Origin of the sequence: Streptomyces sp. NPDC001904, from assembly GCF_040297005.1 — a bacterium.
GTDB lineage: Bacteria > Actinomycetota > Actinomycetes > Streptomycetales > Streptomycetaceae > Streptomyces.
This window is the reverse complement of the sequence record NZ_JBEOYI010000005.1, coordinates 1-21,791: the sequence shown is the minus strand read 5'-3', so window position 1 is coordinate 21,791 and position 21,791 is coordinate 1. Positions and strand designations below refer to the sequence as shown.

Here is a 21,791-nt window from a genome sequence, read left to right as displayed (position 1 = left end):
TCATCGCGGGCGGGGCACGCCGCGCAACGGCAGGGTCACCGTGAAGCGTGTCGCGCCCGGCCGGCTGTCGAGGGCGATCGAGCCGCCGTGGGCGTCGACCAGCGAGCGGGCGACCGACAGCCCCAGGCCGCTGCCGCCACGGTCCCGGGTACGGGCCTTGTCGACACGGTAGAAGCGGTCGAAGACCTTCGGCCGGTCGACCGGCGGGATACCGGGCCCGGCATCCTCGACCTCCACCACGGCCACGTCCTGACCGCGTGTCACCTCCACCGAGACGGGTGTTCCGGCCGGTGTGTGCACGGCCGCGTTCGTGAGCAGGTTGTCCAGGACCTGCCGGACGCGGTCCGGGTCCATGCGCAGGAGCAGCGGACCCGTCGGTGACACCAGCGTGAGCGGGCGGTCCGGGTGGCCCGCCCGGAAGGCCGCGACCGCGTCCTCGACCACCGGCACGAGATCCGCCTCCTGGTGGCTGAGCGGCGCGTCCACCTCGGGGGCGTCCAGCCGGGCGAGCAGCAGCAGGTCGTCCAGGAGCACCCCCATCCGGGCCGCCTCGGCCCGCAGCCGCGCCAAGTGCTTCTCGCGCTCGCCGGGCGCGTCGGCGGCGGCGTACTGGAAGAGGTCCGCGTAGCCCCGGACCGACATCAGCGGGGTGCGCAGCTCGTGCGAGGCGTCGGCGACGAAACGGCGCAGGCGCCGCTCGGCCTCCGCACGGACCGCGAGGGAGTCGTCGATGTGCTCCAGCATGGTGTTGAAGGCCGTGCGCAGCTCCTCGACCTCCGGGCCGCCGCCCCGCTGGCCGGCGCGGATCGGCAGCCGGGCCGCAGACTCGGTCAGGTCGTGCGAGGCGATGCCGTGCGCGGTGTGCGCCATGTCGCTGAGCGGGTTCAGACCCCGGCGCAGCATGCGCCGACCGCACTCCACGAGCACCGCGAGCGCGAGGGCGAAGGCGACGACCTGGAAACCGATCAGCCGCCCCATCGTGTCGTCGACGTCGTCCGTCGGAGCGGCACTGACCAGGACCACGCCGGGCTTCACCGCACAGGCCCGCAGCCGGTACTCGCCCTTGTCCGCGAGACGCACGGTCCGCAGCACCTCGGTCCCCGCGGACAGCTGCCGCTCGGCCAGCGACGCGAAGGGGGCGATGTCCCGGGGCAGGTCACCGGACTCCTCCGGCGACCGCAGCTCCGGGCTGCCGCCCGAGACGTCGTAGACGGCGTAGTACCAGCGGTAGTACTTCTTGCCCTGGAGCGTTCCCGTCTCGGCGATGCTCTTCGACTGGGCGACCTGGGCGAGTCCGAGCTGGTCGTCGAGCTGGTGCGTCAGATAGTCCCGCATGTACGTGGTCAGCGCCGCGCCGACCACGGCGAACACCACCAGGGACAGCGCGCCGAGACCCAGCGCGAGGCGGGTGCCGAGCCGCAGCCGCCGGAACCCTCGACGCAGCCGTTCCGTCACGCGCTTCACTCGGGCGCCTGCCGGACGACGTACCCGAAACCGCGGACCGTCTGGATCAGCGGCCCGCCCGCTCCGTTCGTGTCCGCCAGCTTGCGGCGCAGACGGCTGACGACCAGTTCCACGACGTTCGAGCGGCCCCCGAAGCCGTACTCCCACACGTGGTCGAGTATCTGCGCCTTGGTCATGACGGTCGGTGACTTGCGCATCAGGAAGCGCAGCACCTCGTACTCGGTGGGTGTGAGGGTGAGCGGGTGGGTGCCGTGGCGGACCTCGTGCGTGTCCTCGTCCATCGACAGATCGCCGACCCGCAGCACGGAGCGCTGGAAGTCCGGCCCCGCACTGCGGCGGAGCACGGTGCGCAGCCGTGCCATCAGCTCCTCCACCGCGAACGGCTTCACGAGATAGTCGTCGCCGCCACGGGTCAGGCCCGCCACCCGGTCGGCGACCGCGTCCCGCGCGGTGAGGAAGACGACCGGCACCATCGTGCCCGAGCGGCGCAGCCGCTCCAGGACACCGAAGCCGTCCATGCCCGGCAGCATCAGGTCGAGCACCACGATGTCCGGGGCGAACTCACCGGCGAGGCGGAGCGCGTCCTCACCGGTGTGCGCGGTGACCGCGTCCCAGCCCTCGTAACGGGCGACGGTCGCGACGAGGTCGGCTATCGGAGGATCGTCGTCGACGACCAGCAGGCGCACTTTTTCCACCCGGCCATAGTGCGGCACCGCACAGGCCGAACCCTGTGCCGCGGCTCACACAGCAGGCACATTGATAGGGACTTGTCAGCTGTCCGACAGGTTGTCGACAGCTTGCGCCGGTGAACCTGGAGTCCCATCACCGGATCAAGGAGCTGCCGTCCCGTGACGACCGTCCGATCAGCCCCTGCGCCCGCCGCGGCGATACGCCCCAGGGTGGTGGCGCGCACGGGTCTGTACGCGGTGCTCGCCGCGAACGCGGCCGTGGTCGCCTACTTCTTCGTCCAGGCCGGGTTCGCCTCCAACGCCCTGATCGTCCTCGGCCGGCTCGCCGGCCTGTACGCCGCGCTCGTCATGGCCTTCCAACTGGTCCTCGTCGCCCGCCTGCCCTGGCTCGACCGCCGCATCGGCATGGACCGGCTCACCGGCTGGCACCGCTGGACCGGCTTCGCCCTCCTGTGGACGCTGCTCGCGCACGTCGTCCTCATCGCCTTCGGCTACGCCGACGGCGCGGGAGTGGGCCCGATCACCGAGATCGTCGACCTCGCGCGGACGACCGAGGGCGTCCTGCGCGCCGTCGTCGCGTTCGTCCTCGTCCTCGTCGTCGGCGCGGTCTCCGCCCGCGCCGCCCGCCGCCGACTCGCCTACGAGACCTGGCACTTCATCCACCTGTACGCCTATGTCGCCGTGGTGCTGGCCTTCACGCACCAGGTCGCGACCGGTACGACGTTCACCTCGTCGTCCGCCGCGACGGCGTACTGGTACGCGGTGTGGGCGGCGGCACTGGGCGCGGTCCTCCTCGGCCGTGTCGTCCTTCCGCTGCGGCGCAACCAGCGCCACCGGTTCCGGGTCTCCGCGGTCGTTCCCGAATCCGACAGCGTCGTCTCGATCCACATCACGGGCCGCGACCTCGACAAACTGCCCGCGCGGGCCGGTCAGTTCTTCCTGTGGCGGTTCCTCACCAAGGACCGCTGGTGGCAGGCGAACCCCTTCTCCCTGTCCGCCGCCCCCGACGGCCGCGGTCTGCGCCTGACCGCGAGGGCAGCCGGCGAGGGCAGCGCGGCCCTGCGTCATCTGAAGGTCGGCACGCGGGTCTTCGCCGAGGGCCCCTACGGTGCCTTCACCACCCTGCACCGCACGCGCGCCGAGTCCGTCCTCATCGCGGGAGGCGTCGGCGTCACCCCGATCCGCGCGCTCCTGGAGGACCTGGACGGCCATGCGGTCGTCATCCACCGGGTCACCGCGGAGCGCGACGCCGTCCTCCACGACGAGCTGCGCGACCTCGCCGGCGCCAGGGGAGCCGAGCTGCACCTGGTGACCGGCCCGCCGGTGCCCGACCGCCTGGCACCGCACGCGCTGGCCGCGCTGGTGCCGGACATCGCCGACCGGGACGTGTTCCTGTGCGGGCCACCGCCGATGATGACCGCCGTGCTCCGCACGCTCGACGAACTCGGTGTCCCCAAGCGGCAGATCCACTTCGAGCGCTTCAGCCTGGCCGGCTGAGGAAGACGAGGACAACACGTGAAGCGAGCCGTACCCGTCGTGGCCCTCAGCATCGTGGGCCTGATCTCCGTCTGGCGCTACCAGCCGTCCGCCGGCTCCACGGAGTCCACCGCCGCGCCGGACCCCGCACCGTCCGCGTCCTCCGCCACCGAGGGCTCCGCCGCCGGGGGTTCCTCCGCCACCGAGGTCGTCAAGGGCACGACCGTCACGACCGAGAAGGGCCCGGTGCAGGTCCAGGTGACCTTCTCGGGCGACAGGATCACGGCGGTGACGCTGGTGCGGCAGCCGGATCATCCGCAGACCGCGGCGGCGGTGCCGAAGCTGGTCGCGGAGACACTCGAGGCGCAGAGCGCGGACGTCGACACGGTCACCGGCGCCACGATCACGAGTGACGCCTACAAGGAGTCCCTCCAGGCCGCTCTCGACGCGAAGGGCGCCTGAGATGCGCAGGGTCGAGCACGTCATGGGGTTCCCCGTCTCGTTGCGCGTCGACGACGAGGACGTACCGGAGCGGGCGGCGGATGCGGTCTTCGCCTGGCTGCGCGAGGTCGACGAACGGTTCAGTCCCTTCAAGCCGGACAGCGAGGTGTCGCGCCACGGCCGCGGCGAGCCGGCGCCGCACGAACCGAGCGCCGACCTCGTGGAGGTCCTCGACCTTTGCGAGCACTACCGCCTGGCGACCGACGGCGCGTTCGACGTACGACTGCCCGGGCGCGCGTTCGACCCGTGCGCGGTGGTCAAGGGCTGGTCGATGCAGCGGGCCGCCGAACTGCTGAGGGCGGCCGGTGCCCGGCGGTTCTGCCTCAACGCCGGCGGCGACGTGGTCGCCTCCGGCGGGCCCTGGCGCGTGGGGATACGTCACCCGGAAAGGGCCGACAAGCTGTGCGCCACCGTGGAGTTGACGGACGGCGGTGTCGCGACCTCCGGCCGGTACGAGCGCGGCGACCACATCATCGACGGCCGCACGGGCCGCCCGGCGACGGAACTGCTCAGTCTGACCGTCGTCGCCACCACCCTTACCGAGGCGGACTCGGTCGCGACCGCGGCCTTCGCGATGGGGGCGGACGGCATCGAGTGGGCCGCGTCGCTGGAGGGCTGCGAGGTGTTCGCGGTCGACGCGGAGGGGCGGGTGCTGCGCACCGCCGGACTGGCGCTGTGCTGACGCGGACGACTACGGCGTCGTGCGGGGAACGGTTCTCTGTTCGAGCGGGGCGAGGGCCGGGATCACGAACGCCAGGTAGGCGGCGGCGAAGAGCCAGCCGGCGACGATGTCGCTCATCCAGTGCACGCCCAGGTAGACGCGGGTGAGAGCGACGCAGATCGCCCATACGACGGCGAGGACGCGCAGGCAGCGGGCCAGGGTGTGATGCAGGCAGCGGGCGAGCGCCCAGCAGACGACCCCGGCGGTGAGGGCGGACGTGGTGGTGTGCCCGGAGGGCAGGGAGAAGCCCGAGGCGTGGGTGGCCCAGTCCGAGCGCGGGGGACGGGGGCGGGCGAGGAGGAGCATCGCGAGGGCCCGGAGCGCCTGTCCCACGAGCAGCACGGCGAGACCCGCCGCGCCCCGGACCAGGCGGGCACGCCGGGTGGCTCCGGTCAGGGCCCCGGCCAGGAAGGTGATCAGGTAGGGCCAGACGGAGGTGCCGCTGTCGGTCACGGCCCGGGCGGCCGACTGCGCCACGGGCGGCCGGTGGGTGAGGGGCCAGGTGTGCAGAGCCGCGTCCCCCGCCACGAGCCCGTCGGTGGAGACGAGCACCGCGGAGACGAGGAGCGCCAGGAGAAGCGTCGCGACGCCTCCGGCCCACGGCAGCCAGCCAGGCTGCCACCTTCGCGGTTCGACCTCGGCAGAGGGAGCGGGGGCAGGCGTGGGACGCGCATTCACCGCTCGTCGCCGGTGGGGGAGACGGAGGCCGCCCGCCCGCGGGTCCGGCTCCTGCGGCTGCGGAGAATCTCCAGGCCCAGCGGGATGAGCGAGACGGCGACGATCACAGCGACCATCGGCAGCAGATAGCGGTCCACATTGGGCACGGAGGAGCCGAGCGCATACCCGGCCAGCACCAGACCCACGGTCCACACGGTTCCGCCGACGACCTGCCAGAGCGCGAAGGTGCGGGCGGGAACGCCCAGCGCGCCGGCGAGCGGGTTGAGGACGGTGCGCACGACGGGAACGAAGCGGGCCAGGACGATCGCTTTGGCATGTCCGTACCGGGCCAGGAGCTCTTCGGCGCGCTGCGCACCCTCCTGCAGTCGTTTCGAGCGGCTGCGGGCGAGGAGAGGCCGCCCGCCCCGTCGTCCGATCCAGTAGCCGGCCTGGGCGCCCAGCAGCGCACCGGCCACGGCCGCGATCAGTACCTGCGGAAGGGACAGGCGGACCCCGGAGCTGCCGGACACGCACAGGAGTCCCGCGGTGAACAGCAGCGAGTCGCCGGGGAGGAAGAACCCGATCAGGAGGCCGGTCTCCGCGAACAGGACGAAGGCGACCCCCAGAGCGCCGAAGGAGGCCAGCAACGAGCCGGCGTCCAGGACGTTCACTGCGAGGGGCTGCGCTGCGGCGACAGCGCACACATCCGGGCACAAGAACACGCGGAGTCCTTTCGTGGCGGGCCGGTCGGCTGCCGGACGATCGCCGGACGACTGGGGGACGCCACGACGTGGCGTCTACTCCAATGTAGTCAGTCTACTTCACTGTAGACGTTCAAACGGCGTGCCGAGTTCCCGGCCGCGCGAGCGCACGACAAAGCGGGGCCGCACCGGTGCGGTGCGGCCCCACGTGGGTGTCTGCGACGGACGGTCGGGTTCGTCAGTTCTTCAGCGCCGCGGCGAACTCGGGCACGACCTTGTCCAGGACGTAGTTCACCGACAGCACGGAGTCCATGGCGAAGGCGTTGGCCTCGGCGGACTTCAGGCCGAAGACCACGTCGTGCCCCGCCTGGACGGCCGGGATCTTCTTGTACAGCGCGTCGTTCTTGATCTCGGAGGCCGACGTCTCGATGGGCTCCATGATCAGCAGGTCGGCGTCGAGCTTGTTGACGTTCTCGCGGGCGACGCTGACGAAGAAGCCCTTTCCGCCCTGCTGCTCGACCCAGGGGTTGTTCTTGAACCCGAGCCGCTCCAGGAAGTCCACGCGCCCGCTGCCCTGCACGTACGCGTTGAAGCCCTCGCCGCTCAGCGAGCCCGACGTCACCGTCTTCCCCTTGAACTCGGGGTGGGCCTCGACCGCGGCGGCGAACTTCGCCTTCGTCCTGTCGATCAGCTGCTGCCCCTTGTCGTGCAGGCCGAGCGCGTCCGCGACCATCTCCGTCTGGTCCTGCCAGTCGGTCAGGTACTGGTCGCCGCCCTTCGGCACGCCGACGGTGGGCGCGATCTTGCTGAGCGTGTCGTAGCGCTTCTGGTCGCCGCTCGACTTCGTGTCGAGGATGAGGTCGGGCTGCAGGGCCGCGATCTTCTCGTACTCGGGCTCCAGCGTGCCGATCTTCTGCGGGCTCTTGTCGTACTTCCCCTTGGCCCAGGGACCGACGCCGTCGCCGCCGAAGGCCAGCCAGTCACTGGCGCCGACCGGCTGCACGCCGAGCGCCAGAGCGGTCTCCGCGTCGCCCCAGCCCAGGGCCACCACGCGCTTGGGCTGCTTCTTCACCGTGACGTCGCCGAACTTGGTGGACACCTTGGCGGGGAAAGCGCCCTTGGCCACCGTCCCGGCGTCTCCGCTGCCGGCGCCGTCGGAGCCGGACGAGCAGCCCGCGACCACGAGGGCGACGGAGACGGCGAGGACGCCCGTCGCGGCGCGGCGGCGGGTGGGGGCGGCGGTCCGCCGAAGGGAGGAGATCGAACGCTTGAGCATGAACAAAGGCTAACCTAAGTAAAGGCTCCTTTTCGTCTGGCCCGTCGGGTACGGAACGGGCAGGGGACGATGGGAAGGACAGAGGTGGCGAAGAAGAGTCAGGACGCGCGGCGTCCCCACGGTGAGCTGGTCGCGGACGTACTGGCGGCCTTGTGGGCGGCAGGCGGGCCGTTGACGGCACATCAGGTCAACGACGCGCTCGGCACAGGGCTCGCGCGGACGACGATGGCGACCATCCTGAGCCGGTTGTACGAGAAGGGCACGCTGCGCCGCGTTCCGTCGGGTCGCGGTTTCGCCTACGAACCGGTGGCGGACGCGCCGGGCCTCGCCGCCGGCCGCATGCGCCGCGAGCTGGAGAGCGAACCACGCCGTGACCTGGTGCTGAAGCGGTTCGTGACCTCCCTGTCGGAGGGCGACGAGGAGACCCTGCGCCGCCTGCTCCTGGAAGCGGACGCCGGGGCGGGCCAGGAGCCGGAGGCGGAGGAAGAAGCCGAGTGACCTACGTACTCGTCCTGGTCGTGCTGGCCCTCGCCGTTCCCTGGGGCGGAGTCCGGCTCGCCGGGCGCCTGGCCGGGGTGCTGCCGCCGCGCGAGGCCTGCTGGGCGCTGACGGGGGCGACGGTGCTGCTGGCCGGTGGCACGGTGGCCGCCTTGGTCGGGCTCTTCCACGTGCCCTTCCTGGCCTCGCTGGAGCAGGTGCCCCTGTCCCGGGTGCTGGACGTGTGGCCGGCCGTGGTCCCGCTCGCCGCGGCGGCCGGACTGGTGATGTGCGCCCAGCTGGTGTGCGTGGTGCGGCGCTGGTTCCGGCAGCGCTCGCTGCTCAAGGACGCCTGGCAGGCGACGGGTCACGGTACGGGCGACGGGGACCTTCTGGTGGTCGCCGGAACCGATGTCGACGCCTTCGCGCTCCCCGGGTACCGAGGACGTGCCGGTCGGGTGGTGGTGACGGCGGGCACGCTGCGGACGTTGAAGCCGGGCGAGCGCGACGTGCTGATGGCGCACGAGCGCGCCCATCTGGCGGGCCGGCATCACCTGCTGTCGGCCGTTGTCGACCTCGCCGCCGTGGTGCACCCCGCGCTGCGGACCGTACGGACGTCGCTCTCCTTCCACCTGGAGCGGTGGGCGGACGAAGCGGCTGCCGAGGCAGTGGGGGACAGGAGGACGGCGGCCGCGGCGATCGCCCGGGCCGCACTGGCCAGGTCGTCCCACGACGTGACGGGCTACCCCCTGCTGTCGGCGGCGCGTGGACCGGTGCCCCGGAGGGTGGAGGCCCTGTTGGCGCCCGCACCGTCCGCACCGACGGGCCGGACCCGCCGCACCGGAGCCGCGCTGGCGACGGCGCTGGCCCTGACCGTGCTGGGAACGGTCGCCCTTGCCTACGGCTTGCACGAGTACGTGGAGTACGCGGCCACCGCCGTACGGGGTGGCTGAGCCTCCGGAGGACGGCGCCGACGTGCCCCGGCCGGCGCGTCAGCGCCCCTTCGGTCCGTCCGGGACCGGTGCATAGCGGTGCTCGGGGCGGCCGGCGTCGCCGTAACGCAGGGTCAGTCGCAGCGAACCGCTGTCCTGGAGGTGCCGCAGGTAGCGGTGCGCGGTCGACCGGCTGATGCCTGCCCGGGCGGCGACGTCCTGGGCCGACAGCGGGTGCTCCGCCTCGGCGACGACATGGCAGATCAGATCCATGGTGGGCCGGGCCCAGCCCTTGGCCGCCGCCTCCGGAACGTCCGCCGGGGCGCGCACCGCCCCGAAGATGCGGTCGATCTGCTTCTGGCCGCGCGCCGCCTCGCCGCCGGCGTCCCGCAGCGTGCGCCGCAGTTCCGCGTAGCTGTCCAGGCGCGAGCGCAGCCCGTCGAAGGTGAAGGGTTTGACCAGGTAGTGCAGGACGCCGTACCGCAGAGCCGCCTCGACGACGTCGACGTCCTGCGCCGCGGTGACCATGATGACGTCGCTGCGGACACCGCGCTGCCGCAGGCCGCGTACCAGGTCGAGGCCCGAGCGGTCCGGCAGGTAGTGGTCGAGCAGCAGCAGGTCGGCGTGCCGGTTCTCCAGCGTCTGCATCGCCTGCAGCGCGGTGTGCGCGGTGCCCACGACGCGGAAGCCCGATGTCTTCTGCACGTAGGCGGCGTTGATCTCTGCGACGTGGAAGTCGTCGTCGACCACCAGGACGTCGATCACGAGGGTTCTCCTGCCAGGACGGGGTGTGCGGGGACTGCGGACCGTTGGGCGATGTCGGGAAGGGTGACGGTGAAGACGGCACCGCCGCCGGCCCGGGCGGTGACACGGGCGGCGCCCCCGTAGCGCTCCGCCAGACTGCGCACCATCGCCAGGCCGAGACCGCGGCCGCGGTGCGCGGGGGACTCCTTGGTGCTCCAGCCCTCTTCGAAGACGGCGTCGCGCAGGTCCACGGGAACACCAGGCCCGTTGTCGCTGACCCGGGCCACGACGGTGCCCCCCTCGACGAAGACCTCGACCTCGATCGCCGGCCGCGCGCTCCGCCCGTCGCCGACGACGTCCAGCGCGTTGTCGATCAGATTGCCCAGTACGGTCACGATGTCCCGGGCGTCGATGAGCCCGGTCGGCAGATGGGTCCGGTCGGACAGCCGCAGCGCCACACCACGCTCGGAGGCGATGGCCGACTTTCCGACCAGCAGCGCCGAGACCATGGGCATGCGGACGCGTTCGGCGATCTCGCCCGCCGACGCGCGCCGTGCGCGGGTGAGACCGGCGACGTAGGACCGTGCGCGCCCGGCCATGTCCAGATCCAGGAAGCCGAGCACGGTGTGCAGCCGGTTGGCGTGCTCGTGGTCCTGGGCGCGCAGGGCGTCCAGCAGACCCTTGATGGAGTCGAGTTCACGGCCCAGCAGTTCGACCTCGGTGCGGTCCCGCAGGGTGACGACCGAACCGCCGTCGGGCGTCGGCATCCGGTTGGCGATCAGCACCCGGTTCTCGCGCACGGTCAGCAGATCGCGTCCCGTGACGTGCCCGGTGAGCACATCACGGGAGTGGCCGGGCGGAAGAACGGCCTTGAGGTCCTGGCCCTCGGCATCGTCCCCGAGCGCGAGCAGGCGGGCCGCCTCGTCGTTCACCAGCCGCACCCGCTCGTTCCCGTCGAGGGCGATGACGCCTTCGCGCACCGCGTGCAGCATCGCCTCGCGCTCGGACAGCAACGCCGCGATGTCGGCGACGGAGACACCGTGCGTGCGCTTGCGGAGGATGCGGGCCACGAGCAGGGCCGCGCCGGCGCCGACCGCGAGCGCGGCACCCGCGTAGCGCAGCAGCCCGGGCAGCGCAGCCAGCAGGCTCTCCTGCACGCTGTCGTAGGCGATGCCCACGGAGACCGCGCCGATCACCGCTCCGGCGCCGTCGTGCAGCGGCACCTTCGCGCGCGCCGACGTCCCCAGGGTCCCGCGGTCGATCTCCAGCACGACGTGCCCGTGCAGGGGGACCGACGGATCGGTCGACACGCGGCGGCCCACGGAGGCCGTGTCCGTGTGGGACCAGCGGATTCCGCGCCGGTCCATGACGACGACGTACAGCGCGCCCGTGGCCCGCCGGGTGCGCTCGGCCTGCCGCTGCACCGGCCCGTCGGGGTCGGGACCGGTCGTCAACAGGCCGTCGGCGATGTCCGGATCGGCCGCGGTGGTCTGGGCGACCGCCAGCGCCTGGTGTTCGGCCTGGTCGTCCAGCTGGGTACGCAGCGGCTGCAGGAACAACCCCGTCAGAAGCAGCAGCACTCCTGTGGTGATCAGGAGCTGGGCGACGAGGACCTGTGCGAACACCTGCCTGGGCCAGCCGATGCGCAAGCGCGCCACCTTTGACACCTGCTTTCCGGAACCCTCCCGTGTGATCAGACGTTTCACCGGGGTGAACGCACCGTAGCCGCAGGCGTTTCGGCCAGGGAAGAGCCGGGGCGGACGCGCGTGCGAGAGCCGTCGGCACAATGAGCAGAACCCCGATCTACGGGAACAACCAGGCGTTGCCGGCGAAAACTTCCCAGCCCGCCGAGGCGTTCGTAGCGTTCCGCGGCATGACAAGCCCATCGAGCCCGGCCATCGAGCTGCGCGGTGTCCGCAAAGCCTTCCGCACACCGTCCGGTGCCTCCCACACCGCTGTCCACGACCTCGACCTGACCGTCGAGCAGGGCGAGTTTGTCGCGGTCGTGGGCCCCACAGGCTGCGGCAAATCCACCACCCTCACCCTCGTCAGCGGCCTCGAGGAACCGACCGAGGGCGAGGTCCTGCTGTCCGGCACGCCGGTCCGCGGCATCGACGAGAAGGTCGGGTTCGTCTTCCAGCAGGACGCCACGTTCCCCTGGCGCACGGTGCTGTCCAACGTCATGGCCGGGCCCCGCTTCCGCGGCGTCCCCAAGGACGAGGCCAGGGACAGGGCGCGCGAATGGCTGGCCCGCGTCGGTCTGACCGCCTTCGCGGACCGCTACCCCCACCAGCTGTCCGGCGGGCAGCGCAAGCGGGTCGCCCTCGCCTCCACGTTCGTCAACGACCCGTCGATCCTGCTCATGGACGAACCCTTCTCGGCGCTCGACGTGCAGACCCGCGCGCTCATGTCGGACGAACTGATGGAGCTGTGGGCCGGCACCGGATCCTCCGTCGTCTTCGTCACGCACGACCTGGAGGAGTCCATCGCGCTGGCGGACAAGGTCGTCGTCATGACCGCGGGTCCCGCCACGGTCAAAGAGGTCTTCACCATCGACCTCCCGCGACCGCGCCGCGTCGAGTCGGTCCGGCTGGAACCCCGCTTCGTCGAGATCTACCGCGAGATCTGGTCCTCCCTGGGCGAGGAAGTCCGCATCACCCGTGAAAGGGGCGCCCGGAATGTCGCCTGACACCTCCGCCCGGCCGGCCGTCGGATCCGCCGCGACCATCGGTTCCGCGCCGGTGACCACGTCGGCCCGCACCGAGGAACGCGCCCGCGCCGCACGCCGTCGCCGCAGTGTCGTCCTCCTGGCCCGCGCCGCCGTGCTCGTGTTCGTCCTCGGCGTCTGGGAATGGTTCTCCCGCGCCGGCATCATCGATCCCTTCAACTTCTCGATGCCGTCGAGGATCTGGGACCAGATCCAGCAGTGGGCGCTGCACGGCACTCCGCAGGGCTCCCTGCTCGAACAGATCTGGTACACGCTCTACGAGGCGCTGCTCGGCTGGGTGATCGGGGTCATCGGCGGTGTCGTCCTGGGCATCGCGCTCGGCCGTGTCCGCTTCCTGGCCGACGTCATGGGGCCGTACATCAAGGTCCTCAACGCCCTGCCCCGGATCGTCCTCGCCCCGATCTTCCTGATCTGGTTCGGCCTCGGCCCGGCGTCGAAGGTCGCCTCCGCGGTCGTCCTCGTCTTCTTCCCCGTCTTCTTCAACGCCTTCCAGGGGGCACGGGAGGTCGACCGGCACGTGATCGACAACGCCCGCATCCTCGGCGCCCGCGACCGGCAGGTCACCTTCCAGGTCGTCATCCCCGCCGCCACCTCGTGGATCTTCACCAGCCTCCACGTCAGCTTCGGGTTCGCCCTCATCGGCGCCATCGTCGGCGAGTACATCGGCGCGACCAAGGGCATCGGCCTGCTCGTCTCCGCCTCGCAGGGCACCTTCAACTCGGCCGGTGTCTACGCCGCGATGGTCATCCTCGCGGTTGTCGCCCTGCTCGCCGAGGGCCTGCTGACCTTCCTGGAGAAGAAGCTCTTCCGCTGGAAGCCCGCCGCCGACGAAGCCCGCTGACCCTCCTCCCGCACCGGCACACGTTTTCCTCCGAGGACCTTTAGGAGCCGCACATGTCCCGCCGCACGCTCACCACCAGACTGACCGCCGCCACCGCCGCGCTCGTCGCGCTCGCCGCGCTCAGCGGCTGCGCCGACGAGGTGTCCTCGAACGCCTCGGACGGCGGTGGTTCGGGCGGCAAGGGCCCCAAGGTGAAGATCATGGTCGGGGGCATCGACAAGGTCATCTACCTGCCCGCGATGCTCGCCCAGCGCCTCGGCTACTTCAAGGACGAAGGTGTCAACGTCGAGCTGCTGAGCGAGCCCGCCGGGATCGACGCCACGACCTCGCTGGTCGCCGGGAACGTCCAGGGCGTCGTCGGGTTCTACGACCACACCCTCGACCTCCAGACCAAGGGCAAGCAGGTCGAGTCCGTGGTCCAGCTCGCCCGGACCCCCGGCGAGGTCGAGATCGTCTCCAACAAGGCCGCGGGCAGCCTGAAGTCGCCCAAGGACTTCTCCGGCAAGAAGCTCGGCGTGACCGGCCTCGGCTCCTCCACCGACTTCCTGACCAAGTACCTCGGCGTGCACGACGGCGTCTCCACCGACACGTTCACGAACGTCGCCGTCGGCGCGGGGCAGACCTTCATCTCCGCGCTGCAGAAGGGCTCCATCGACGGCGGCATGACCACGGACCCGACGGTGGCGCAGATCCTCGACAAGAAGATCGGCAAGGTCCTCGTCGACATGCGCACACCCGAAGGCTCCCAGCAGGCCCTCGGCGGTCTGTACCCGTCGTCGAGCCTGTACATGAACACCGACTGGGTGAACGCGCACAAGGACACCGTCCAGAAGCTCGCCGACGCCTTCGTCCGCACCCTGAAGTGGATGTCCTCGCACAGTGCCGAGCAGATCGCGGCGAAGATGCCCGGCGACTACGCACAGGGCGGGGAGGGCCTGTACGCCAAGGCCATCGACAGCACGCTGCCCATGTTCACCAAGGACGGCAGGATGCCGGCCGACGGTCCGGCGACCGTGCAGCGCGTGCTCAAGTCGTTCAACCCGAACCTGAAGAACGCCACCATCGACCTGAAGAAGACCTACACGAGCGAGTTCACCGACCAGGCCCGCTGACCTGGCCCGTACGCCACGGGTCTCCCGGCCCACCGCGTCCGTGCGCGCCCCGCACTAGAGGGGCGCGCACGGGCGGGACCGGCGGACCACGAGCCCGGCGAAGCTCTTCTGCACCAGCCCGTACGCGAGCACGGGCATCAGCAGGTACGGCTTCTCCGGCATCGCGGCAGTGATCAGCACGGCGCCCGCGCTGCTGTTGCTCATTCCGCAGGCCAGCGCGAGAGAGGAGCACCTGCCGCGGTCCAGTCGCAGGACGGCGCCGGCCGCACGCCCCAGGGCGAAGGCACTCCCGCACACCCCCACCGCCGCCGCCACGGCGGCGCACAGCAGCAGCGGACGCGGCTGCGCGAGACACGCCCCCAGTGCGCCACTGGCGTTGAGATAGGTGGTGACCAGCGAGGCCAGCAGCGCCAGCAGACTGATGCCCGCCTCCAGGGTGTCCGCCCCGGCCGCGGACAGCGCGAGGCGGCAGCACACCCCCAATGCGCAGGGCGCGACGATGCCGGCCAGCGCGAAACCGCCCTGGCTCAACTCGGCGGCGACCGTCAGCGTGTGCGTCCAGGCCCCGTGCACCTGAAGGGTCAGGGCCCGCATGACCAGCGGCGTCGTCACGGGACTGAGCAGGGTGGAGCCCAGTACGGCGGCCACCATGGACGGTTGGTCACCGTCGCCCTTGGCCGTCCACACGGTGGCGTTGGCCGCCACGGGCATGGTCACGATCATCACCATCGCCGTGACGATGCCGCTGCCGTGATCGGCGTCCGGGGTGCCGCGCAGCAGCAGGACCAGCAGCGGGATGAGGACGAGCGGGAGCGCGCAGTGCAGGGCCAGCGCGGCCAGCAGCGCCCAGGGCCTGCGGACCAGACCCGCCAGGGCCCGCACGCGGACCTGAAAGCCACCGGCGAACAGCAACACGCCCAGCAGCACCGGCGGCACGTGCACGGTGAGCCCTGCGAGCAGGTGCGGCCGGCGCAGCCACAGCCCGGGCCAGGGTGCCAGCAGGGCCACCGCGTAGGAGGCGACGACGGCACGGCCCAGCCGTCCGCGCAGCCACGTGGTGCCGCGCTGGACGACCGGGAGGGTGGGAGGCCGGGGGATCAGGTCCATCGCCCCACCGTGGACATCTCGTCCCACCGGAGTCCGCCGACAGGCCGGGCAGTCAGGATGCGTACAGGTTGTCGCTGGCACGGTCGGGCCATGACACAGGAACCCTCCCGAACGGCGTCCTTCGCCGTACCCCGAGACGTCCCGGGCGACGGCCGTCGGGCGCGCCGCAACAAGGTCCCGGAGATCACCGCCTACTTCTGGATCATCAAGATCCTCTGTACGACCGTGGGGGAGACGGCGGCGGACCTGCTCGCCCAGGACGCCGGTCTCGGCCTCACCGGCGTCTCCGCGCTGATGAGCTGTCTGCTGGCGCTGGTGCTCGTCGTGCAGTTCCGCGGCCGCGCGTACCGCCCGGGCGTCTACTGGCTCGCCGTCGCCCTCATCAGCGTCGTGGGGACGCTCGTCAGCGACAACCTGACCGACAACATGGGCGTGCCGCTGGAAGTGAGCACCGCGGTCTTCGCCGTGCTCCTGGTGGCCTGTTTCCTCGTCTGGTACCGCCGGGAGAGGACGCTGTCCATCCACAGCATCGACACCACCGGCCGCGAGGCGTTCTACTGGCTCGCGGTCCTGTTCACCTTCGCCCTGGGCACCGCGGCCGGTGACCTGGTGGCCGAACGCATGGCACTGGGCTACCTGACCTCCCTCCTCGTCTTCGCCGCCGTCATCGCCGCCGTGGCCGTCACCCACTTCGCGCTCGGGCTGAACGCGGTGTGGAGCTTCTGGATCGCGTACGTCCTCACCCGCCCCCTCGGCGCCTCGACGGGCGACTGGCTCTCCCAGCCCACCGGCGACGGCGGCCTGGGCCTGGGCACCGTGGTCACCAGCGCGCTGTTCCTCGCGGTCGTCCTCGGCCTGGTGGTCCACCTCTCCGTGACGCGCAAGGACACCGGTCCGTCCGGCACGCCGTCCTGAGACGGGAGAGAACCGCCGGGCTCGTCCGGGATCAGCCGGGCACCCGCACCACGAACCGCGCGCCGTCCGCGTACGAAGCGTCGTGCCACACCTCTCCGCCCGCCGACCGGACCAGGCGCCTCACGAGCGCCAGCCCGAGACCGGCCCCGTCGTGTCCGTCGGCGGGGTCGGCCCGCTGTCCCGGCCGGAACAGCCGCGGCGCGAAAGCCGCAGGGACGCCGGCTCCGTCGTCGCTCACCACGATGTGCACCCCCTGGGGCGTCGCCCGGGCGGACAGAATCACCGTCGAGCGCGCATGGCGCAGCGCGTTCGCGTGCAGCGGGCTGACGATGCGCTCCACCACGGACTCGGCCACACCCGCCCGCAACGCCGCGTCCACCTCGACGGCGGTGTGCACACCGCCGTCGGGTCCCGTGTCGGCCAGCCGCCTCAACACCCGGTCCACCTGGCACGTTCCCGGTGTGTCCGGTGACTCCGCCGCAGTCGCCCGTGACTGGTCCAGCAGGGTGTCGCAGATGGTCCGCATCGACGCGGCCGCATCCTCGATCACCGCGTGCGCGCGCCGGGTCTCGGACGGACTGCGCGGACGGGTCCGCCAGAGATCGAGTTCCGCCACGATACGAGCGAGCGGTGTGCGCAGCTCGTGCGACAACTCGGCGGTCAGCCGCTGTTCGTGCCGCAGCATGCTGCGTATCCGGTCCAGCAGGGCGTCCAACGACACACCCAGGTGACGCAGTTCCTGCGGGGCCGTCGGCGAGGCCATCCGCGTGGCCGAGGAGACGGCGCTCCACCGGGCGGCCCGATCGGTCATGTCGGTCACGGGACGCAGGGCGCGGCCGACCGACAGGCGCGTCAGCACGTACGTGCAGGCCAGCATCACCACTCCGAACGCCACGAAGCCCGCCAGGAGCGCGTCCATGGAACTCGCGTACGGCGTCATGTCGACGGCCGCCACCGCGACGACCCCCGCGCCGCGCGGCGACACGTCCTGGGCGCACAGCCGCCATCCCTCCTGCCCCGCGGTCTCGCCGGCCGTCACGCACCTGGCTCCGGCACCGTCCGCGATCTCGCGCGCCGCCCGGGCGAGGGAGGGATGGCGCCGGGCGCTCGCAGGCTGCTCCACCGTGCGGGACCCGGCGAAGACCCACACGCCGGAGTCGAGGACCTCGTCGTGGGACGTCTCCCTCACCCGTACCTGACGGCCCGACACCTCGACGGTGGAGGCGACGGCGGCGAGGGTGCCGCGCAGCCGGTCGTCCGCCTGGGACCGCAGGTGCCGCACCGCGACCGCGTCGAAGGCGAGGGTGAGCGTCGTCAGGAGCAGCGCGGCCGCGACCACGGCCACCAGGGCCAGTCGTCCTCGCAGGGTCCGCGGGACGAGAAGGCGCGGGTCCGGCCTCATGAGAGGCGGTGTCCGATGCCTCGCTGGGTGTGGACGGTCAGCGCGCTGCCGGCCGTACGCAGTTTGCGACGCAGCCTGCTCATGTACTGGTCGAGGGTGTTGTCGCTGACCCAGGCACCGTCCGGCCAGGCGGCCCGGAGGAGGTCGCGGCGACGCACCAGCGTGCCCCCTGCCGCCACCAGCAGGGCCAGCAGCCGGAACTCGGTGGGGGAGAGCGGCACTTGGTTCCCGTGCACGCTCACGCTGAGCGAGACCGGGTCGATCTCGACGTCGCCCGCGCACTGCTCCGGGGTGGGAGCGGCCCGCTTGATCAGCGCATGGGTCCGGGCGATGAGTTCGCTGAGGTGGAAGGGCTTGCAGAGGTAGTCGTCACCGCCCGCGGAGAAGCCGGAGAGCCGGTCGGTGAGATGACCGCGTGCCGTCAGGAAGATGACCGGTGCCGTGCTGCCTCCCGCGCGCAGGGCCTGGCAGACGTCACGCCCGTCGGCGTCGGGGAGCCCGACGTCCAGCACCACCGCCGCGATCGCGGCGGTGGCCAGTCTGAGGGCGGTGGCGCCGTCGGCGGCCGGGACCACCGTGTAGCCCTCCTCGGTGAGCCCCCGGCGCAGGACGTCACGCAGCGCGTGGTCGTCCTCGACCACGAGGATCTTGTGGGTCACCGGCAACTCCCCCCGCCCGTCGGGCAGATGTCTTTGAGCACGCCCTATTGTCTACTATTATGTAGACGCTCGTGGTGTGATTGCCGCACCGAGGACATCCGCACCGCGTATCGCCGGTCCCGGCGCCTAAGGATCACCGCATGTACAGGTCCCCCGAACGCGTAACCGAACTCATCCGGCGTGAGCGCGAGGCGGATCCGCGTGTCCCGGTGTCCGATCTCGCTCAGCGGCACCGCGTCTCGCGCGCGGTGGTCCTCGCGGCCCTCGGCCTGCCCCCCGAACCGGCGCCGACGCCCCCACGGGAACGCCGTCCCCTGCTGCTCGATCCTGTCAGCGACCTCATCGACGACATGCTGCGCCGGGAACTCGACAGCGGAGTACGGCTGTCGAACCGGCAGATCCTGGAGCGTTTGGCGAGCGAGGCGGACTTCGAGGCCGCCTCGCTGTCCACCGTGCGCAACTACGTGCACCGGCGCCGTCCGGAGATCCGGCACGACTCCCGCGGTCACTCCGCGGACTGAGCAGTCGGCTGCCGGCCCCGCACCGCCGCCGTCCCGAGCGGCGCGCAGCATGCGAGGTCAGTCCGAAGGGTTCTCGCCCTGCGCCACCTCGACGCCGCGATGCAGCCACACGGCCCCGCCGGCCGACGAGACCCCGGCCGCCGCGCACAACAGGGTCATCGCCAGGAGCGCCGGGGCGAGCCGCCGCACCGGCGCGGGGGCGAGCAGGGCCTTGACGCGGGCCGGCACGGGGCCGGTGCTCGCGCCCGGCGCCAGCGCGACGGACGCGCGAGGGGCACCGCTCGCGGCGAGCGCCGCGCGTCCCACGGCCCGGGCGGTCACGGCCCGGTCGCCGCAGCGCCGGGCCGCTGCCTCGTCGGCCGCCCGCTCCGCGGCGAAGGACACCTGGTCCGCGGTGGCGGCCAGCGCCGGATGGCACCATCCGGCCAGCTGGGCGACCGAGGCGAACAGGTGGTGCCTGGCCGCGAGATGGGCCCGCTCGTGCGCGAGCAGGGCCTCGCGCTCGACGGGGCCCAGGGCCCGCAGCATGCCGGAGGTCACCACGATCCGGTCCGCACCACCCGGCCCGCCGGGCAGCGCGAACGCGTCGGGGTGCGGATCGTCCACCACGCAGAGCCCTCCGGCTTCGGGCAGCCCCGCGACGCGCGCCTGTGCGGCCCGCAGGTGGGCCACCTCCGACACCGCCCGGCGGGCACCCCGGCATGCCGCCAGAACCAGTGCGCCGGCGGCGAGCGCCGCGATGCCGAGTACGAGGAGCCGCGGCCCCGCGGCCAGCGGGCGGACGAGGTCGGCGAGCGCGCCGAGCCGCGGCACGGACAGGACGGCCGGCAGGGTCAGCGCGCCCAGGCAGGCCACGACCCCCGCGGCCAGCGCGGCCGAGGCGGCGGTGACGGCCCACAAGGCGATGTCGGGACGCACCCGGGACACCGCACGCCGTGCCAGCGGGGGGAGGGCCCAGGGCAGGAACAGAGGGAGGAGCAGCAGGGCGATCACGTCCCGCTCCCCTCCAGCAGGCGCCTGAGCTCCGCCTCGTCGTCGGCGCTGAGCCCCTGGACGAATCGCGCCAGCACCCTGCCGCGGTCGTCGTCCTGCTCCAGCTCGCGGCGCATCCGCCGCGCGGTCAGGCCGTGCGTGTCGTCCACGGCGAAGTACAGGAATCCGCGCTTCCCCGGCGTGCGGCCCACCGCCCCCTTCTCGTGAAGACGGGTGAGGAGCGTGGCCACCGTGGTGCGGGCCAGGTCCTGTGGAATCGCGGACCTCACCTGGGCCGCCGAGAGCGGCCGCCCCGACGCGCCCAAGGCGGCCAGCACGCTGGCCTCCAGCTCGCCGGCAGGTCTGCGCTCGCCGTCCGTGTCGCTCATGGAACTGCTCCCTCCGCCACATCGTCTACAGTGAAGTAGACCGACTACCGCATTGTAGACGCAAGGGCGAGGCCTGATGCACTCCACGACAGACCTGGCGGCAGCTCCCCAGGGCTACGACGGCTCCGGAATCGACGGGACGGCCCTCACGGACGTGGTCCGCACCGCGCACGGGGCCCCGGCCTGGCTGGACGGCCTCGTGTCGGCGTACTCCAGTTACGGGCTGATCCTCTTCGCCGGACTCGCGCTGCTCGCGTGGTGGCGTGCCCGAGGTCAGGACGCGCAGCAAGCGGTGCGGGCCCTGGCGGTGCCGGTCCTCACCGTGGCCGCCTTCGTGGGCAGCACCGTGCTGAAGCAGGGCGTGCGCGAGCTGCGGCCGTGCCGGTCCCTGCACGTGGTCACCCTCGAGGCGTGCCCGGCTCCCGGTGACTGGTCGTTCCCCAGCAACCACGCCACTCTGGCCGCTGCCGCGGCCGTCGCCCTGTGGTTCGTGTCCGTACGGCTCGGGGTCGTCGCCTCCGTGGCCGCCGTGTTGATGGCGGCCTCGCGCGTATGGGTCGGGGCGCACTATCCGCACGACGTCGTCGCGGGACTCGCCGTCGGCGCGCTCATCACCCTGGCGCTGGCGCTACCCCTGTCCCGGCGCACGCGTTCCCTGGCGGAACACTTCGGCCGGACACCCCTGCGCCCTCTGGTCGCACCGGACCGCCGACAGGTCTGCCTCGAGGCGTAGTCGGACCCGGTGCTGCCTCCCCCAAGAGGCAGCACCAGGAACCGAAGGTGGTCGGGACTACTTCCACGCGCCCCAACCGCCGGAGCCGTTGACGCAGGTGTTGCCGAACGCCGGGTTGAGCAGACCGATCACGCTCACCGTGTTGCCACAGGCGTTGACCGGAACGTGCACCGGCACCTGGACGACGTTGCCCGACAGCACGCCGGGCGAGCCCACCGCGGAACCCTGCGCGCCGCTGTCCGCCGCCGCCGCGCCCGCACCGGCGAGAACGGCACCGCCCACGGCCACCAGAACCGCCGCGCTCTTGAACACACCAGACATGAGACGTTCCCTACTTCTCGAACCGCGCCGCCCGGAGCGGGTGACGCAGGAGCTGGTCGCTCCACACGGGCAATCCGCTGCGTCCGGCGGCGTGGATTGGTCGATTCATCCCGGTTCACTCGTCCGGGTCACAGCCGCGCACAGGGTGGACGCCCGCCGACCGGGCGGCGGGGCCAAAGTGAGGAAGCGGAAGGCCCTCGAAGCGCTGCCACCGCCGATCACCGGAGTGGCGTTGGTATAGGTGTCGCGCGGCATCTCTCCTCCCTCGATGGCGTGACCGACCAATCCGAGGGCGGCGCGAGGACGGATTCCGGACATGAACGACGACTCATACCCCACACCGCCGCGCGGCGTCAGGCGCCTGGCTCTCGGCGCGCTGAGCGGACTGCTCGCCGGGTACGCGGCCATCGCGATCGCCGAACTGGTCTCCGCGGCCGTGCGACCCGAGTCCGG

At 72.0% G+C, this 21,791-nt stretch carries 24 protein-coding genes; 11 read left to right on the top strand and 13 right to left on the bottom strand.

The window, feature by feature from the left end; genetic code table 11:
• Together ABT127_RS09440 and ABT127_RS09435 are read right to left on the bottom strand one after the other, a co-directional pair.
• Entirely contained in the window at positions 1–1,455 is a 1,455-nt protein-coding gene (locus tag ABT127_RS09440; RefSeq protein WP_351447204.1) for a HAMP domain-containing sensor histidine kinase, read from the bottom strand.
• A gap of 5 nt (positions 1,456–1,460) precedes the next feature.
• Positions 1,461–2,159, bottom strand: coding sequence for a response regulator transcription factor (locus ABT127_RS09435; protein ID WP_351446310.1), 699 nt, complete (start codon positions 2,157–2,159; stop codon positions 1,461–1,463).
• 153 nt (positions 2,160–2,312) lie between these two features.
• Here ABT127_RS09435 and ABT127_RS09430 point away from each other — a divergent pair, with 153 nt between their 5' ends.
• Genes ABT127_RS09430 through ABT127_RS09420 form a run of 3 tightly spaced genes read left to right on the top strand, consistent with a single transcriptional unit; the run spans position 2,313 to position 4,812 of the window.
• On the top strand, positions 2,313–3,650 hold the full coding sequence (locus tag ABT127_RS09430) for a ferredoxin reductase family protein (RefSeq protein WP_351446308.1): 1,338 nt from the start codon (positions 2,313–2,315) through the stop codon (positions 3,648–3,650).
• Positions 3,651–3,668: 18 nt separating this feature from the next.
• Positions 3,669–4,091: an FMN-binding protein gene (locus ABT127_RS09425; RefSeq protein WP_351446306.1), complete on the top strand. Its 423-nt coding sequence runs from the start codon at positions 3,669–3,671 to the stop codon at positions 4,089–4,091.
• Between the two features lies 1 nt (position 4,092).
• Entirely contained in the window at positions 4,093–4,812 is a 720-nt protein-coding gene (locus ABT127_RS09420; protein WP_351446304.1) for an FAD:protein FMN transferase, read from the top strand.
• Positions 4,813–4,821: 9 nt separating this feature from the next.
• Here ABT127_RS09420 and ABT127_RS09415 read toward each other — a convergent pair whose 3' ends face one another.
• The 3 genes from ABT127_RS09415 to ABT127_RS09405 all read right to left on the bottom strand — a co-directional run bounded on the left by ABT127_RS09415 (position 4,822) and on the right by ABT127_RS09405 (position 7,485).
• Positions 4,822–5,403, bottom strand: a complete 582-nt coding sequence (locus ABT127_RS09415; RefSeq protein WP_351446302.1) for a phosphatase PAP2 family protein — start codon at positions 5,401–5,403, stop codon at positions 4,822–4,824.
• Positions 5,404–5,525: 122 nt separating this feature from the next.
• Positions 5,526–6,179 (bottom strand): DedA family protein, encoded by a 654-nt coding sequence (locus ABT127_RS09410; RefSeq protein ID WP_351446300.1) that lies wholly within the window; start codon positions 6,177–6,179, stop codon positions 5,526–5,528.
• A 268-nt stretch (positions 6,180–6,447) separates the two neighbouring features.
• Entirely contained in the window at positions 6,448–7,485 is a 1,038-nt protein-coding gene (locus tag ABT127_RS09405) for an iron-siderophore ABC transporter substrate-binding protein (protein ID WP_351446298.1), read from the bottom strand.
• Positions 7,486–7,569: 84 nt separating this feature from the next.
• Here ABT127_RS09405 and ABT127_RS09400 point away from each other — a divergent pair, with 84 nt between their 5' ends.
• Both ABT127_RS09400 and ABT127_RS09395 read left to right on the top strand, forming a co-directional pair.
• Complete coding sequence (locus ABT127_RS09400) at positions 7,570–7,983, top strand: BlaI/MecI/CopY family transcriptional regulator (protein WP_351446296.1); 414 nt, start codon at positions 7,570–7,572, stop codon at positions 7,981–7,983.
• Positions 7,980–8,915 carry a M56 family metallopeptidase gene (locus ABT127_RS09395; protein WP_351446294.1) on the top strand — a complete coding sequence of 312 codons (936 nt, stop codon included), beginning with the start codon at positions 7,980–7,982 and terminating at the stop codon, positions 8,913–8,915. Before ABT127_RS09400 ends, ABT127_RS09395 begins: the two co-directional genes overlap by 4 nt.
• Before the next feature lie 39 nt (positions 8,916–8,954).
• On the opposite strand, the gene ABT127_RS09390 is transcribed toward ABT127_RS09395, so the two are convergent.
• Together ABT127_RS09390 and ABT127_RS09385 are read right to left on the bottom strand one after the other, a co-directional pair.
• Complete coding sequence (locus ABT127_RS09390; RefSeq protein ID WP_351446292.1) at positions 8,955–9,659, bottom strand: response regulator transcription factor; 705 nt, start codon at positions 9,657–9,659, stop codon at positions 8,955–8,957.
• Positions 9,656–11,287 (bottom strand): sensor histidine kinase, encoded by a 1,632-nt coding sequence (locus ABT127_RS09385; RefSeq protein WP_351447201.1) that lies wholly within the window; start codon positions 11,285–11,287, stop codon positions 9,656–9,658. Before ABT127_RS09385 ends, ABT127_RS09390 begins: the two co-directional genes overlap by 4 nt.
• Positions 11,288–11,511: 224 nt before the next feature.
• Here ABT127_RS09385 and ABT127_RS09380 point away from each other — a divergent pair, with 224 nt between their 5' ends.
• From ABT127_RS09380 to ABT127_RS09370, 3 genes are read left to right on the top strand one after another with little or no spacing between them, the layout of a single operon-like run.
• Positions 11,512–12,327: an ABC transporter ATP-binding protein gene (locus ABT127_RS09380; protein WP_351446290.1), complete on the top strand. Its 816-nt coding sequence runs from the start codon at positions 11,512–11,514 to the stop codon at positions 12,325–12,327.
• Positions 12,317–13,207, top strand: a complete 891-nt coding sequence (locus ABT127_RS09375) for an ABC transporter permease (protein ID WP_351446288.1) — start codon at positions 12,317–12,319, stop codon at positions 13,205–13,207. Before ABT127_RS09380 ends, ABT127_RS09375 begins: the two co-directional genes overlap by 11 nt.
• 53 nt (positions 13,208–13,260) lie before the next feature.
• Positions 13,261–14,319: an ABC transporter substrate-binding protein gene (locus ABT127_RS09370; protein ID WP_351446286.1), complete on the top strand. Its 1,059-nt coding sequence runs from the start codon at positions 13,261–13,263 to the stop codon at positions 14,317–14,319.
• 54 nt (positions 14,320–14,373) lie between these two features.
• On the opposite strand, the gene ABT127_RS09365 is transcribed toward ABT127_RS09370, so the two are convergent.
• Positions 14,374–15,426 carry a bile acid:sodium symporter family protein gene (locus tag ABT127_RS09365; protein WP_351446284.1) on the bottom strand — a complete coding sequence of 351 codons (1,053 nt, stop codon included), beginning with the start codon at positions 15,424–15,426 and terminating at the stop codon, positions 14,374–14,376.
• 90 nt (positions 15,427–15,516) lie between these two features.
• On the opposite strand from ABT127_RS09365, the gene ABT127_RS09360 reads away from it, so the two are divergent.
• Positions 15,517–16,341 (top strand): COG4705 family protein, encoded by an 825-nt coding sequence (locus ABT127_RS09360; RefSeq protein WP_351446282.1) that lies wholly within the window; start codon positions 15,517–15,519, stop codon positions 16,339–16,341.
• 31 nt (positions 16,342–16,372) lie between these two features.
• On the opposite strand, the gene ABT127_RS09355 is transcribed toward ABT127_RS09360, so the two are convergent.
• A complete protein-coding gene (locus ABT127_RS09355) occupies positions 16,373–17,743 on the bottom strand; it encodes a sensor histidine kinase (protein WP_351446280.1) in 1,371 nt (456 codons plus the stop codon).
• Complete coding sequence (locus ABT127_RS09350) at positions 17,740–18,402, bottom strand: response regulator transcription factor (RefSeq protein WP_351446278.1); 663 nt, start codon at positions 18,400–18,402, stop codon at positions 17,740–17,742. The genes ABT127_RS09355 and ABT127_RS09350 overlap by 4 nt, the downstream gene beginning before the upstream one ends.
• Before the next feature lie 140 nt (positions 18,403–18,542).
• Between ABT127_RS09350 and ABT127_RS09345 the strand changes: the two genes are divergently transcribed.
• On the top strand, positions 18,543–18,923 hold the full coding sequence (locus ABT127_RS09345; protein ID WP_351446276.1) for a hypothetical protein: 381 nt from the start codon (positions 18,543–18,545) through the stop codon (positions 18,921–18,923).
• A gap of 57 nt (positions 18,924–18,980) precedes the next feature.
• Here ABT127_RS09345 and ABT127_RS09340 read toward each other — a convergent pair whose 3' ends face one another.
• Positions 18,981–19,916, bottom strand: coding sequence for a M56 family metallopeptidase (locus ABT127_RS09340; protein ID WP_351446274.1), 936 nt, complete (start codon positions 19,914–19,916; stop codon positions 18,981–18,983).
• A complete protein-coding gene (locus ABT127_RS09335) occupies positions 19,913–20,284 on the bottom strand; it encodes a BlaI/MecI/CopY family transcriptional regulator (RefSeq protein ID WP_351446272.1) in 372 nt (123 codons plus the stop codon). The genes ABT127_RS09340 and ABT127_RS09335 overlap by 4 nt, the downstream gene beginning before the upstream one ends.
• Before the next feature lie 76 nt (positions 20,285–20,360).
• On the opposite strand from ABT127_RS09335, the gene ABT127_RS09330 reads away from it, so the two are divergent.
• Positions 20,361–21,017: a phosphatase PAP2 family protein gene (locus ABT127_RS09330; RefSeq protein ID WP_351446270.1), complete on the top strand. Its 657-nt coding sequence runs from the start codon at positions 20,361–20,363 to the stop codon at positions 21,015–21,017.
• Positions 21,018–21,074: 57 nt separating this feature from the next.
• Here the strand turns inward: ABT127_RS09330 and ABT127_RS09325 are convergent, their stop codons facing one another.
• The gene (locus tag ABT127_RS09325; RefSeq protein WP_351446268.1) at positions 21,075–21,338 is read right to left on the bottom strand and encodes a chaplin; all 264 of its coding nucleotides are present in this window, start codon (positions 21,336–21,338) and stop codon (positions 21,075–21,077) included.
• Positions 21,339–21,791: the final 453 nt, after the last annotated feature.

Coding starts and splice junctions, on each gene's coding strand:
- ABT127_RS09405 (WP_351446298.1), bottom strand. CDS start 7,485: ATGCTCAAGCGTTCGATCTCCTCCCTTCGGCGGACCGCCGCCCCCACC.
- ABT127_RS09345 (WP_351446276.1), top strand. CDS start 18,543: ATGTACAGGTCCCCCGAACGCGTAACCGAACTCATCCGGCGTGAGCGC.
- ABT127_RS09325 (WP_351446268.1), bottom strand. CDS start 21,338: ATGTCTGGTGTGTTCAAGAGCGCGGCGGTTCTGGTGGCCGTGGGCGGT.
- ABT127_RS09330 (WP_351446270.1), top strand. CDS start 20,361: ATGCACTCCACGACAGACCTGGCGGCAGCTCCCCAGGGCTACGACGGC.
- ABT127_RS09360 (WP_351446282.1), top strand. CDS start 15,517: ATGACACAGGAACCCTCCCGAACGGCGTCCTTCGCCGTACCCCGAGAC.
- ABT127_RS09420 (WP_351446304.1), top strand. CDS start 4,093: ATGCGCAGGGTCGAGCACGTCATGGGGTTCCCCGTCTCGTTGCGCGTC.
- ABT127_RS09375 (WP_351446288.1), top strand. CDS start 12,317: ATGTCGCCTGACACCTCCGCCCGGCCGGCCGTCGGATCCGCCGCGACC.
- ABT127_RS09355 (WP_351446280.1), bottom strand. CDS start 17,743: ATGAGGCCGGACCCGCGCCTTCTCGTCCCGCGGACCCTGCGAGGACGA.
- ABT127_RS09380 (WP_351446290.1), top strand. CDS start 11,512: ATGACAAGCCCATCGAGCCCGGCCATCGAGCTGCGCGGTGTCCGCAAA.
- ABT127_RS09365 (WP_351446284.1), bottom strand. CDS start 15,426: ATGGACCTGATCCCCCGGCCTCCCACCCTCCCGGTCGTCCAGCGCGGC.
- ABT127_RS09370 (WP_351446286.1), top strand. CDS start 13,261: ATGTCCCGCCGCACGCTCACCACCAGACTGACCGCCGCCACCGCCGCG.
- ABT127_RS09335 (WP_351446272.1), bottom strand. CDS start 20,284: ATGAGCGACACGGACGGCGAGCGCAGACCTGCCGGCGAGCTGGAGGCC.